Source organism: Niabella aquatica, from assembly GCF_054779315.1.
Map to the genome: position 1 here is coordinate 278,753 of NZ_BAAGYM010000008.1, position 13,873 is coordinate 292,625.

General features: G+C 41.8%; 8 protein-coding genes. 3 read left to right on the top strand and 5 right to left on the bottom strand.

What is annotated here, in order from left to right; translation table 11 throughout:
- Window positions 1–64 precede the first annotated feature (64 nt).
- On the bottom strand, window positions 65–778 hold the full coding sequence (locus ACYVBM_RS08180; protein WP_460685151.1) for an NUDIX hydrolase: 714 nt from the start codon (window positions 776–778) through the stop codon (window positions 65–67).
- A 151-nt stretch (window positions 779–929) separates the two neighbouring features.
- On the opposite strand from ACYVBM_RS08180, the gene ACYVBM_RS08185 reads away from it, so the two are divergent.
- Complete coding sequence (locus tag ACYVBM_RS08185) at window positions 930–2,900, top strand: alpha-L-arabinofuranosidase C-terminal domain-containing protein (protein ID WP_460685152.1); 1,971 nt, start codon at window positions 930–932, stop codon at window positions 2,898–2,900.
- Window positions 2,901–2,974: 74 nt separating this feature from the next.
- Here ACYVBM_RS08185 and rho read toward each other — a convergent pair whose 3' ends face one another.
- The gene (gene rho / locus ACYVBM_RS08190) at window positions 2,975–4,648 is read right to left on the bottom strand and encodes a transcription termination factor Rho (RefSeq protein ID WP_460685153.1); all 1,674 of its coding nucleotides are present in this window, start codon (window positions 4,646–4,648) and stop codon (window positions 2,975–2,977) included.
- A gap of 350 nt (window positions 4,649–4,998) precedes the next feature.
- On the opposite strand from rho, the gene asnS reads away from it, so the two are divergent.
- Complete coding sequence (gene asnS, locus ACYVBM_RS08195) at window positions 4,999–6,450, top strand: asparagine--tRNA ligase (protein WP_460685154.1); 1,452 nt, start codon at window positions 4,999–5,001, stop codon at window positions 6,448–6,450.
- A 67-nt stretch (window positions 6,451–6,517) separates the two neighbouring features.
- Here asnS and ACYVBM_RS08200 read toward each other — a convergent pair whose 3' ends face one another.
- Together ACYVBM_RS08200 and ACYVBM_RS08205 are read right to left on the bottom strand one after the other, a co-directional pair.
- Window positions 6,518–7,255, bottom strand: a complete 738-nt coding sequence (locus ACYVBM_RS08200) for a DUF2490 domain-containing protein (RefSeq protein ID WP_460685155.1) — start codon at window positions 7,253–7,255, stop codon at window positions 6,518–6,520.
- 141 nt (window positions 7,256–7,396) lie between these two features.
- Entirely contained in the window at window positions 7,397–7,537 is a 141-nt protein-coding gene (locus tag ACYVBM_RS08205) for a hypothetical protein (RefSeq protein WP_460685156.1), read from the bottom strand.
- Window positions 7,538–7,629: 92 nt separating this feature from the next.
- On the opposite strand from ACYVBM_RS08205, the gene ACYVBM_RS08210 reads away from it, so the two are divergent.
- On the top strand, window positions 7,630–9,567 hold the full coding sequence (locus ACYVBM_RS08210; RefSeq protein ID WP_460685157.1) for a heparinase II/III domain-containing protein: 1,938 nt from the start codon (window positions 7,630–7,632) through the stop codon (window positions 9,565–9,567).
- 174 nt (window positions 9,568–9,741) lie between these two features.
- On the opposite strand, the gene ACYVBM_RS08215 is transcribed toward ACYVBM_RS08210, so the two are convergent.
- On the bottom strand, window positions 9,742–13,764 hold the full coding sequence (locus ACYVBM_RS08215; protein ID WP_460685158.1) for a hybrid sensor histidine kinase/response regulator transcription factor: 4,023 nt from the start codon (window positions 13,762–13,764) through the stop codon (window positions 9,742–9,744).
- Window positions 13,765–13,873: the final 109 nt, after the last annotated feature.

Genomic DNA, 13,873 nt, shown 5'->3' on the forward strand with positions numbered 1-13,873 from the left:
AGGGTAAGCATATAAAGTTCCGGGGGGATCAGCTGTTGGTCAATAGCTGTAACAGCAGTTACTGTTAAAGCAGATGATTCGCATTCGGGATCAGCTTTTGGATCTTATGCAGGTTTTCCTGGTAATGTTTTTTATCCAGCTTATAATAATAAGCCCCTTTTTTAGAATTGCTTTTGTCTTTTTCTTTCTGCTTGATCAGCAATTTAGTGGACAGCATTTTCCGGCTGAAATTCCCTTTATCAAAGCTGGTATTAAAAACATCTTCAAAAAGGCTTTGCAATAAGGGCAGTGTAAAATTTTCCGGCAACAGCTCAAACAAAATTGTATGCGAAGCCGCTTTGTACTGCAGTTTTTTCTGTGCCTGCAACACCATTTCGTTATGATCAAAGATTAGATTGGGGAAATCTTTTATGGGAAACCATTCAGCCTCAAAATCTGTATTGATCGATTCCTTGTATTTGTTAATATCAATTAAGGCAAAATAAGCAATGGAAATGGTCCGCTGTACCGGGTCCCTGTCGGGAGATGAAAAAGTATGGAACTGTTCCAGGTAAATGCCTTCTAATCCCGTGAGCTTTTTGAGTATCCTGTTAGCTGCAATATCAGCACTTTCTTCTTCATTCACAAAACCACCCATCAGGCTCCATTTGCCTTTTTCAGGCACTAACCCTCTTTTTACCAGTAAAATTTTCAGGCGGGTACCATCGAAGCCAAAGACAATACAGTCTACTGCTACGGTAAATTTTGTTATTTTTTGATATTTTGTCTCTTTGCCCACTATAGAAAAGCGCTGTTGAACAGATATAGAATATGCAAAGTAAAGATTTTATTTGTCATAAAAACAATTAAATTTGAAGCCTGTGGAAACGATTGCACATAAAATTAATATTATTACAGATTTTATCCATTGTATTTTAAAGAAATCCGGCATGTTAAAGAAAAGTTTTTCCATTCTTTTTATTTTAGCGAGTAACCTGTTGTTCGCCCAGGCAAAAAATTTTGTAATATCTGTTAGTAAGCCGGTTGCCCCCATATCCTCTACTATGTGGGGCGTATTTTTTGAAGATATCAACTTTGGTGCCGACGGAGGTATTTATGCCGAATTGGTAAAAAACAGGTCATTTGAATTTTTCAGGCCGTTAATGGGATGGCAGGTGAACCAGAAACCGGTGGAAGAAGGGTGTGTATTAATTCAGAACCGGACTGCAAAAAATACAAATAATCCCCGTTTTGCCAGGATTACAGTTAATAACCGCACAAAGGGAAGTCTCTCTTTAACCAATGAAGGTTTCAGGGGAATGGGTATTAAATCGGGCTTGAAATATGATTTTTCCATGCTCTATAAAATGGTTTCGGGCAATGTGAAGATGTATGTTGAATTGCTGAACGCGCAGAAAGAAGTGATCGGAAGTACAGAGATTTTACCGGATTCAGGAAATAAAGAGTGGAAAAAACTGGCGGTTAGTTTTAAAGCTTCTCAAAGAGAAGAAAAAGGGTCTATGCGTATTTTGTTTGAAGGTAACGGTATTATAGACCTGGATATGATCTCTCTTTTTCCCGGCGATACCTGGAAAAACCGTCCCGGCGGTATGAGAGCCGATATGGTACAAATGCTTGCCGATATGAAGCCCGGGTTTATTCGCTTTCCGGGAGGCTGCATTGTAGAAGGATTTGATCTTTCGCAGCGGTACCAGTGGAAAAAAACAGTAGGGCCTACAGAAGAGAGGCAATTGTTAATTAACCGGTGGAATTTTGAGTTTCCGCATCGCTCTGCGCCTGATTATTTCCAGACTTTTGGCCTGGGATTTTTTGAATATTTCCAGCTCTGCTCTGATATAGGAGCAGAGCCCCTGCCAATACTTAACTGCGGCATGGCGTGCCAGTTTAATTCGGCAGAAGTTGTTACGATCGATGAGCTGCAGCCTTATATTGACGATGCCCTCGATCTGATAGAATTTGCTAATGGTGATGTTGCAACCCAATGGGGAAAGCTGCGGGCAGAAATGGGTCATCCCGAGCCATTTAACTTAAAAATGCTGGGTGTGGGAAATGAAAACTGGGGGCCTCAATACCTGGAACGTTTCAAATCTTTTCAAAAGCAGCTGAATGCAAAATACCCTGATATTAAGCTGGTAGCAAGCTCAGGAACCGATCCGAACGGCGACCGGTTCAACCTGCTGGATACGGAGCTGAGAAAACTGGGTGTAGATTTTATTGATGAGCATTATTATCGTCCGCCGCAATTCTTTTTTAGTGGGATAAACAGGTATGATGATTATCCCAGGAACGGATCGAAAGTATTTGCAGGAGAATATGCGTCCCATACAGCCGGAACTACAGGTCCTGTAAAAAACAGCTGGCTGGCAGCTCTTTCTGAAGCTGCATTTTTAACCGGACTGGAAAGAAATGCCGAGGTAGTACATATGGCTTCTTATGCTCCTTTATTTGCTCATTATGAGGGATGGCAATGGGCTCCTGATCTTATCTGGGTTAATAATCTGAATGTGGTGGGGTCGCCCAGCTATTATGTGCAGCAATTATTTTCAACGAATAAGGGTACTACTGTAATACCTGTTGAGCTGGATCATAAAATGGTAGCAGGCCAGGACAGCCTTTATGCTACTGCAGCCATCGATGCACCATCTAGGGAGGTTATTATAAAAGTTGTAAATGCACTCTCCAAACAGCAAAATATTGTACTGAATTTTGAAGGAGTTAAAAAACTTGCCGGTACGGCAAAATGCACTATTTTGCAAAGTGATGATTTGAGTGGGGTAAATACTATTGCCAATCCCAGGGCAATAGCTCCAAAGGAAATAAATATTAAAATTTCGGGGAAAAAACCTGCAATAACCCTGCAGGGCTATTCTTTTAATATTATACGACTTAAATATTTTTAGAAAACAGGAGCCATTTAAACCTGAAAAACCCGCGCCTGGCGCGGGTTTTTTCATACATATTAAAAAAGCGTTTCTCAGGAGTTCATACTCGCTAAAAACTCTTCGTTGCTTTTGGTTCCCTTCATGCGTCTTAACAAATCGGTCATCGCTTCTTCTGTTTTCATATCGGCCAGGTATACGCGAAGCAGGTTCATTCTTTGCAGAACTTCTTTGTCTAACAAAAGATCATCGCGGCGGGTAGAAGATGCAGTAAGATCTATAGCCGGGTAAATACGCTTATTGGAAAGCCTTCTGTCGAGCTGCAGCTCCATATTACCGGTACCCTTAAATTCTTCAAAGATCACTTCATCCATTTTGCTGCCGGTATCAATTAATGCAGTAGCCAGGATAGTAAGCGATCCGCCGTTTTCGATTTTACGTGCAGCACCGAAGAACTGTTTGGGTTTTTGCATGGCATTGGCTTCCACACCACCACTCAATACCTTGCCCGATGCAGGGGATACCGTATTATGGGCACGGGCCAAACGGGTAATAGAGTCTAAAAGGATCACCACGTCATGTCCGCACTCTACCAGCCTTTTCGCTTTTTGCAAAGCCACCGTAGAAACCTTCACGTGTTTTTCTGCAGGCTCGTCAAAAGTAGAAGCAATTACTTCTGCTTTTACACTGCGCTCCATATCTGTAACCTCTTCCGGCCGTTCATCTACCAGTACTACCATCAGGTAACATTCAGGATGATTTTCAGCAATGGCATTTGCCACAGCTTTCAGCAACATGGTTTTACCGGTTTTAGGCTGGGCCACAATTAAACCACGCTGGCCTTTCCCAATAGGTGTAAAAAGATCTATAATACGGGTAGAAAGATCAGATGGCCTGGTAAACAGGTTCAGCTTTTCGTAAGGGAACAACGGGGTTAAATAGTCGAAAGGTACACGGTCGCGTACTTCTTCCGGGCTTTTTCCATTGATGGTATCCACTTTCAGCAAGGCAAAATATTTTTCGCCTTCGCGGGGGGGTCGTACCGCTCCATGCACCGTATCGCCGGTCTTTAAGCCAAATAGTTTTATCTGGGAGGGCGAAACATATACATCATCCGGGCTTGACAGGTAGTTATAATCAGACGATCTTAAAAAACCATAACCATCGGGCATCATTTCCAAAACGCCTTCACTTAAAATAATCCCGTCAAATTCTACATTAAAAGCTGTTTCTTTTTCTTTTTTTGGAACGAACGTTTTAACAACGGGTTCTTCTGCTACCGGTATTACCGGCGCAGGATTGGTATACTTTTCGGTAGCTTTTAATGCCTGCTCTATAAACGAAACAGTAGCCGGGTCCATGCTGAAATCTTTATCTTCAGGATCCGCAGGCTTTTCTACTGCACTTTTGGTTTCTTTAACGGGCGTCGGTTCTTCTTCTTCTTTTTTAGCCGGGGCTTTCTTCTTTTTGGCCGGAGCCTTGGCTTTTTTAGCCGGGGCTTTGGCTTTTTTACTGTTTTCTTCAGAGATCCCGTCATCTTCAATAAAAGCCTCTTCCGTTCCTGTAGAAGTCGTTGCTTTTACGATGCGTTTTCTTTTAGGTTTTGTTTCGGTGGCCGCGCTTTTAGAACCGGCAATTGCCTGATTGTCTAAAATCCGGTAAACAAGGGTTTGTTTATCCAGGTTTTTGGCACCCGGAATGTTCAACTGATCGGCAATGTCCAACAGTTCGGGAACGAGCATTTCGTTCAATTGTAAAATATCATACATAAGGGTAAACTTGTATTAATCAAATACCGGCTTTAGCATGGTGATTAATAAAAAATAATAGAAAATTTTTTTTGGACGAAATTTTATTGAAATGAAAATCAATAATTAGCAGAGATGATCACAAGCCTTAGGGTCATTTCTTACTGCGAAAATAGTATGTTTTTATTCAAAATCAAAAAAATCATTATTTGAATAAAAAAATTAAGGAAAATATCTGCTTTTTAGTGGGTCGTTGACTGTTTATGAAAGGCTTCGTCCTGAATTTTACAATGCATCCGGCTGTAAAAACCTGATATTGCCGTTCACGTCGTACATATTAATAGTATCTTTGCCGCCCAAAATAAAGAGCGATGTTTAATAAGCGGATCAAGATAAAAGAACTTTTAGCGCAGGATCCCGATAGCTATCGGGAGGCACAGGAAGTAACTGTAATGGGATGGGTGCGTACTTTTCGCAATAACCAGTTTATTGCGCTGAACGACGGCAGCACTAATACCAACCTGCAGGTGGTGGCTGAGCTGGGTAAATTTGATGAAGCGCTTTTAAAAAGGGTCACAACCTCTGCTTCTTTAAAAGTTACAGGAACTGTAGTTCCCTCGCTTGGAAAAGGACAGAAAATGGAATTAAAGGCCGGGATTATTGAAATTTTGGGCGATAGCGATGCAGAAAAATACCCGCTTCAACCTAAAAAGCATTCGCTGGAGTTTTTAAGAGAAAAAGCCCATTTACGATTCCGTACCAATACGTTTGCGGCGGTGTTCCGTACCAGGCATGCATTGGCATTTGCCATACATCAGTTTTTTAATGAAAAGGGTTTTGTATACCTGCACACTCCTATTATTACAGCCAGCGACGCAGAAGGAGCCGGAGAAATGTTCAGGGTAACCACTTTGCCTTTTGACCAAACACCGCGTAACGAAGAAGGTTCTGTTAACTTTAAAGAGGATTTTTTTGGAAAATCGACCAATTTAACCGTGAGTGGCCAGTTGGAGGGAGAGTTAGGTGCTACTGCGTTTGGTGAGATCTATACTTTCGGGCCTACTTTCCGTGCCGAGAACAGCAATACCGCCCGGCACCTGGCCGAATTCTGGATGATAGAGCCGGAAATGGCTTTTTATGACCTGGAAGATAATGCCAACCTCGCTGAGGAGTTTATTAAATATATCATCAGGTATGTGTTGGAGAACAACCGGGAGGACCTGGATTTTCTGGCGAGCCGCCTGGCCGAAGAAGAAAAACAATTGCCGCAGGATAAGCGCAGCGAAATGGGTTTGATCGAAAAGCTGGAATTTGTGCTGAACAACGATTTTCAGCGGCTCACCTACACCGAAGCGATCGATATTTTAGCCAACAGCAATCATCATAAGAAGAAGAAATTCCAGTATCCGGTAACCGGCTGGGGAATGGACCTGCAGAGTGAGCATGAGCGTTACCTGGTAGAAAAGCATTTTAAGAAACCTGTTATCCTGATGAATTACCCCGCTTCTATCAAAGCGTTTTACATGCGTATTAATGAAGATGGAAAGACTGTAGCGGCAATGGATATTTTAGCTCCGGGCATCGGGGAAATTGTAGGCGGCTCTCAGCGGGAAGAACGGTTGGATGTTTTGCTCGAAAAAATGAAAGCGATGAACATTCCCGAAGAAGAATTGTGGTGGTACCTGGACACCCGCCGTTTCGGAACAGTACCGCACTCCGGTTTTGGTTTAGGCTTTGAAAGGATGATACAGTTTGTAACAGGCATGAGTAATATCCGCGATGTGATCGCTTTTCCCAGAACCCCCAAGAGCGCGGAGTTTTAGTAATAGTAGTCGATAGACGATGGACAATGGATTATTTTTTGTTCTTTAGAACGGCCATAGACCTTCACTATGAACCATGGTCTCTCTTATATTTCCTTGTTTCAAAATTACTGTTCACCCATAGCACTACCGTATGGTATTGCTTATTCAAATTTCCGCTGGCAGGAGGCACGTAGCGATGCATATAACCCAGCTGAAAAGTATGATCGCCTTTGGAAACTCCGAAGAACAGGCTGGCCCGGTTTTGATCAAGATTGTTACCGGTGATATTTTTTCCAAAATTGAGTAGTATTTCATCATTGAGTGAAACAAATTTCCTGGCATCTCCAAAAAGATTCATGTTCACATTTTTCCTGATATTGAATAGGTAGCGTAGCCGGTGGTTAAAAGTATAACCATCTGTAACATCTCCGTTCAACAGCTTTTGCCTGAAACGGGCATCATAACGGATACGGTTTTGAACCGTCCAGCCTTTTTCCATTGGCATGGTCAGCGCCAGCTGTGCCCAGGGCCGGTGCTCTTTCCGGGTTAAAGAAGTAGAATTGGGCGTAGTAAGAAACAGCCAGGCGTAACCTCCGGTAAATGTTGCGTTTTTTAGAGGAGTATAAGAAATGCCATGACGGGCAATAAAGAAGCTCTCCGTATCAAAATGCACATCATTCCAGATAGCAATTTTGGGTGTTAACTTTACCGAAGTCATATAACCCATCCATGCCTGGCCATAATGCATGGTTTGCTTTTGGGCTGTAGCAGATATGGTTAAGAAAAATGTGCCTGTAAAAAGAAGCGTTTTTAGAGCTTTCATTGAAGGAGTATCAAAATGAGTAAAAGCGAATGTACATGTAATACAAACCAGCCATACTGATATTCATCATATGCCATACTGATTTTGGAACAGGGGATGTGTTGACAGAAATTTTTATGCTATCCAGGTTTAAAAAACTCATCAGCGATGATACGATAAGCCCCCCACAGCATATACAGAAAGTTTCTGCACAAAATCCCGCCGGTTGATACGGTTATGTGCATAATCGTCATACAGATCAAAAATTTCCTGTTGAATATCTTCCTTTTTAATGCTGGACATATGCTGTAATTAAAAGTTGGGCAAACGATTGTTCTCTTAATATAGGGGTAAAAGTCTTTTATATTTAATAACTTTCTCTGAAAATATTTATTGTGAATATAGCTTGCTTTTTTAAAAAATCCGGAATACTGGGTTTACTGATAATCTTTTTATATATTGATGCAGCAGCACTGATGCCCAGGAACCTTTTGCAAAAACAGGGAGACGAGTATTTTATAAAGCGTGTTTTACTATCTAAGGATAAGTGGATCCCCTATCCTTCTTACCAGGACAGGGATGGCTGGAAGCGGTTCTTAGGTGATTATAAAACGGATATTATAAAGTCCGGCGAAAAATTCCTGGCCTATCAATGGCAGGTAGTAACTGCCACCAATTACCTGGAATTTTCAAGGAGCGGCTCCCGCGTAATAATGGAAGAACCGTATAATAAAAATCTCAATGCTATATCTGCGCTCTTTCTTGCCGAGATGGCCGAAGGTAAAGGCCGGTTTACGGATCAGCTGATCAACGGTGTATTTGCTGCCTGCGAAATGACCACCTGGTCTTTGTCTGCACATCTTTCCATACAATTAAATAACAAAAAATTCCCTGATCATAACCAGCAGATCATTGACCTGGTTGCCGGGGATGTGGGGTCTATGTTTTCATGGATCTATTATTTCCTGAATAAGGAATTTGATAAAACAGATCCGCTTATTGCTAAGCGATTGAAGGATGAAATAGAACGGCGCATACTGGAGCCTTATATGAGCGCGGATCATTTCTGGTGGATGGGCTTTATATTAAGCCCGTCGCAGGTAGTGAATAACTGGAATGTATGGTGTAACAGCAACGTGCTGCAGGCGTTCGCACTAATGGAGGAGGATAAAGATAAGCTGGCGAAAGCCGTGTATAAAACCATGCGCTCTGTAGACCAGTTCATTAATTATAATAAAGATGATGGCGCCTGCGAGGAAGGCCCTTCCTATTGGGGGCACGCGGCAGGGAAGCTGTATGACTACCTGCAGATATTATATGATATAACCGGGGGGAAGATCTCTATATTTAAAGAGCCTATTGTTAAAAACATGGGCGAATATATTTCACGAAGCTATGTAGGGAACGGGTGGGTGGTAAACTTTGCCGATGCTTCGGCTAAAGGCGGCGGCGATGCACCGCTTATCTACCGGTTTGGAAAAGCTGTGAACAGTAAAGAAATGGAAGCCTTTGCTTCATACCTGGTAAAACAAAAAGGCGATGACATGCAGATCAGAGAAGGCCGGGATATGTTCAGAACCCTGCAAAGCATTACTTATAATAAGGAAATTATCAATATACAGCCAGCATTGCCATCGGCACCTTATACCTGGTACCCGCAAACAGAGTTTTTGTATATGAGAACCCCACATTATTTTTTTGCGGCCAAAGGCGGAAATAATAATGAAAGCCATAACCATAATGATGTTGGAACGTTTTCTTTATATGTTGATACCATCCCGTTTTTCGTGGATGCCGGTGTAGGCACTTATACCCGGCAAACTTTCAGCAGTGAGCGCTATTCTATCTGGACCATGCAAAGCAATTATCATAATTTACCTATGATCAATGATGAGGCACAACAGTTTGGGGCCATGTATAAATCCCGCAATGTAAGTTTTGATAAAGAGAAAAATAAATTCAGCCTTGCTATAAACGGCGCGTATGGTAAGGAGGCTGCTGTAAAAAGCTGGAAGCGTTCATATACGCTGTCGGCCAAATGGCTGACAATAGAAGACGTGTTTGAGCTTTCTGAAATAAAGCAGCCATCCAGTATCAATTTTTTAGTGGAAGTAAAGCCGGCAACGGATAAGGAAGGTATGGTGATTTTGCAGAAAGATGCAAAGCAGGTAGCGCTTACGTATTCAAAACAGTTGTTTGATGTGCAGGTAGATACTATAAAGCTGGAAGACAGAAGGCTTTCTAATGTTTGGGGTAAAGAGCTGTACAGGATAAGGCTGATTTGTAAAAGCCCTCAGCTAAAAGGGAAATACACTTTTATGATAATGCAATAAATGTTTATTTCATAAAGGCATTCAAATAGCTTCGAGCTCTTAAGCAAAAAATGTTACGTACCCATGAATTTTAAACAGGCTCTTATATTCGTTTTGATCATCTTTTATTTTCGATATTTCCTTCGCTCCGACTTGTCGGGAGGGGATATAGGCGCATTCAAAATTAAAGGCTGGCTATGATTTAAATTCCTTTGGGCTATCGCTGAACTCGCTGGGCAGAACCCCGAAATATTTTTTAAACTCCCGGCTGAAATATTTTCGGTCATCGTAACCCACAGCAAAGGAAACTTCATTGACCGTTAATCTTTTTTGTGCCAGCAGTTCTGCGGCTTTTTTAAACCGTTGCAGCTTGATAAATTCGTTAACAGACATGTTTGTCAGTGCCCGCAATTTTTTGTAGAGAACAGGAGCGCTCATAGCCACTTTCCTGGAAAGCATGTCTACGCCAAACTCGGGATTATCAATGTGCTTATTGATGATAAGAATTACTTTTTCGAGGAATGCCTTATCAAGATCATTTGACAATATTTCTTTCCCCGAATGTGTTTCCCCGCTAGAAACCGGCAGGCTCACCAGCTCTTTCGTCATTTTTTGCCTCATGCGCTCACGCGCTGCTAAAAGGTTTTGCACGCTCAGCTCTAAAACTTTTATGTTGAATGGTTTGGTAAGATACAGGTCGGCGCCTTGCTGTAACCCTGTAACCTGGTCGGTTTGGGTGCTTTTAGCTGTGAGTAATATTACCGGAATATGACAGGTTCTTTCGTCCTGCCGTATCTTTTCGCAAAGAGCAAAGCCGTCCATTTCGGGCATCATTACATCGCTGATGATAAGGTCCGGAATTTCCGATTGTGCTGCCTCAAGCCCCAACCGGCCATTTTCTGCTGTAATAATATTATACAAAGGAGCAAGCGTTTCTTTGATCAGTTGTACCAGTTCGGTATTATCCTCTGCAATAAGCAGGGTGTATTTTTTGTGGCCTGATAATATATTGTTTTCCGCTTTGTTTTCTGGTGCAACAAAAAGTGAAACCAGTTCCGGAATGGAATGACTGTCAGGTTCCGGTTTTATTTTTGGTGCAGCGGCAAGCTGCGCATTTTTTGGCAGCGTTACGGTAAAAACGGTTTTTCCTTCGTTATTGTTTTGCGACGGTATACTTTCTACCGAGATAGATCCTTTATGCAGCTCAACAATGTTTTTAGCAAGGGCCAGGCCAATACCATAGCCGGTATTTTGCAAGCCATGGTCGGCGACCTGGAAAAAATTAGTGAAAAGCTTTTCCAGGTACTGGGGAGCTATACCCCGCCCATTGTCTGTTACCGTAATTACCACATTGCTGCTGCCGCGCGATGATATATGCAGGCCTATTCTCCCCCCTTCTGAAGTAAATTTAAAAGCATTGGCCAACAGGTTAAAGAAAACTTTTTCCAGCTGCTGCTCATCAAAATTAACCTCTACAAAATCTTCATCGTGCACCAGGGACATACTGATGTTTTTTGATAACGACATTTCCCTGAAGCTCTCGTATATTTCCTGCAGAAAAGAAATGAGGTTTTGCCGGCGGGGATGTAAATGCAGGTGATTGGTTTCGGCCTTCCTGAAATCCATCAATTCACTTACAAGGCTTAAAAGCCGGTGCGTGTTGGCTTTTACCTGTGTAAGCTGCTGTTGTATGAAACGCTCTTTTTTGTTTTCAGAAAGCAGCCGTTCTACCGGCGCCATTATAAGCGTAAGGTGTGTGCGTATTTCATGCGAAGCATTGGTGAAAAAATTAAGCTTAGCCTGGTGCAGCTCGTCTTCTTTTTTTAATACTTCCCGCAGGAAGAAAAAGCGGGCAATAATGAAAACAAGGGCAGCAATGAAGAGCGCATAAATACAATATGCCCACCAGGTAAGCCAGAATGGCGGCTTTACATGTATCATAATAGAAATACTGCGGCTCCATAACCCATCATTGTTGGCCCCTTTAACTAAAAACGCATACTGACCGGGTGGAAGATTGGTATAAGTGGCTGATCCTTCGGATGTTTCTTTCCAGTTTTTGTCAAAGCCCTCCAGTTTATACTGGTATTTATTTTTTTCACTTTTTATATAGTTCAGCAAAGCAAATTCAATGGTAAAAACATTCTGATCATAAGCAAATACCAGTTTTTGAGCAGATGTAATATTTTCTTTTAAAATGCTTTCAGCATCATTTATTGTTACTTCTCTGTTGTCCTGTTTTAATGCGGTGAAAGTAAGCGGTGCTGTAAAATAATTCTTTTTTATTTCAGCAGGAAGAAAGTGGGTTATGCCATTAAAACCACCAAAATAGAACCGGCCATCTCGCCCCTTATGAAATGAGTTATAATTAAACTCGTTTCCGGCAATACCATCGCCGATGGTGTATAGCTGGTAATTTTTATTACGGGGAAAATAGTGGATCAACCCCTTACTGCTGCTCAGCCACAAAGAGCCATCGCTGTCGCCTATAATACCAAGTATGTTTAAAGATTGTAAAAGGGGATGATTATCGCGCTGTAACGTTTTGTTTTTCTTATTGAACTTTAAAAGCCCGCTGCCATTGGTGCCCATCCATATTATACCAGGTTCCTCCTCTCTAAAGCAATTTATTATGCTGGTGCTATCCAGTTCTTTAAAATGACCTTCCTGTATAAAGTATAAACCTGCATTGGCAGCAATCCAGATGTCATCATCGCTATCCCTGTACAAGTATCTGGGGTTACTTCTTAAGGGAAATTTTACAGGCAACTGAGCAGTTAAAGAAATGCCGTTTTTTTTAAAAATGTACATCCCTGCATTGGATGCTATCCATAAATTCCGGTTCCGGTCTTCTGTGATTGAAGAAATTTCTATTGCAGCAGAAGTATTGGTGTTTATAGGATATCTTGTAAATGTTGCTGTGCCGGAAGCTAAAACGTCTAAATCTCCACCATGTGTACCCAGCCAAAGATTGTCTTCTTTGTCAAGGTAGAGCTCCTTTATCAGGTTTGAGCTTAGAGACGCAACGTTCTTGGAGTCATGTTTATAGAAGCGGAAGGTTTGGGTTGCTTTATTATAAAAGTTAAGTCCACCCCCCTCTGTGGCGATCCACAAATTACCGTCTTTATTTTCAACAATCCGGCTTATCACATTATTGCTGATGCTGTTGGCGTTATCATCATTTTGTATGGTTGAAAAACGGGTATCGTAAGCATAGCACAGGTTAACTCCTCCAAAATAGGTACCCACCCATACAGAGCCATTATTATCCTGAAAGATACTATGAACAGAGTTTTGGCTCAGGCTGCTTTTATTGGCGGAATTGTGGGTTATGTTTTGAAACCTGCCTGTAGAAGGATTTATAATGCTGATACCTTCCTGGGTTCCGATCCACAGGTTTTTGTTTTTATCTAAAAAGATGCGCCTGATATTATTATTAATGAGACCGGGATTACTTGCGCTATTGCCCTGGGAATTTGTAAGGCTCCCGGAATGAGGATTGAAACGATAGGCTCCGTTATTTTGAGTTCCGATCCAGATGGTATGATGGGCATCTTCTGCAATAGAAGTAACGTTTTGAAGCCCTGGCGGCAGGGGCTTTGCTAACAATGTGTGTAGCCCTGTTAAAACGGTCTTATGGTTCCTGGTTTCAATAACGCTGACGCCTTTATCAGAGCCGATCCATATTTTTCCCTGGCTGTCTTTAAAGATCGCTTTCACATTATGATTTTGATAATCATTAACAGGCATTGTTTTTCCGCCATCTATTCGAACCAGTCCTCCCGATCCACCCGCCCATATTTGTCCTTTAACATCTTCACAAATACAGAATACGTGCATGTTTTTGCCGTTTAGGAGCACCTGTTCAAATATGTCTTTTTTTTCATTGTACCGGTTCAGCCCGCCCGAAGTGCCGGCCCAGACCCAGCCTTTGGAATCGGTAAAAAGAGACAGGATATTATTGTTAGAGATGAGCGAAGGGTTTTCGGAGCTTCTTTTATAGGTTTTAAAATGAATGCCGTCGTACCTGCATAACCCCTCTGTGGTGCCCAGCCACATAAATCCTCTTTTATCCTGTGTAATAGAAATAACACTGTAGCCCGGCAGCCCCTGCTCAACAGAAAATTGCCGGAAAGATAACGCCTGCGCCCAAAGGGTATTATACAAAAGCAGGAAGCCAATGCTTTGTATGAATTGTATCCATAACGGTTTTGGCATGGTACAAATTAAGCCGAAATGTTAAGAAAATCTTATAACAGGCAGGGTATCTTTAAAAAATTTAGAAAGTGCGCTTCTTCCAAAATTTTTTAAAGATAAATTGTTGATT

Bases quoted from the DNA above. Each gene is read 5' to 3' on its own strand.
- rho (WP_460685153.1), bottom strand. From the start codon at position 4,648: ATGTATGATATTTTACAATTGAACGAAATGCTCGTTCCCGAACTGTTG.
- ACYVBM_RS08205 (WP_460685156.1), bottom strand. From the start codon at position 7,537: ATGTCCAGCATTAAAAAGGAAGATATTCAACAGGAAATTTTTGATCTG.
- ACYVBM_RS08185 (WP_460685152.1), top strand. From the start codon at position 930: ATGTTAAAGAAAAGTTTTTCCATTCTTTTTATTTTAGCGAGTAACCTG.
- asnS (WP_460685154.1), top strand. From the start codon at position 4,999: ATGTTTAATAAGCGGATCAAGATAAAAGAACTTTTAGCGCAGGATCCC.
- ACYVBM_RS08200 (WP_460685155.1), bottom strand. From the start codon at position 7,255: ATGAAAGCTCTAAAAACGCTTCTTTTTACAGGCACATTTTTCTTAACC.
- ACYVBM_RS08215 (WP_460685158.1), bottom strand. From the start codon at position 13,764: ATGCCAAAACCGTTATGGATACAATTCATACAAAGCATTGGCTTCCTG.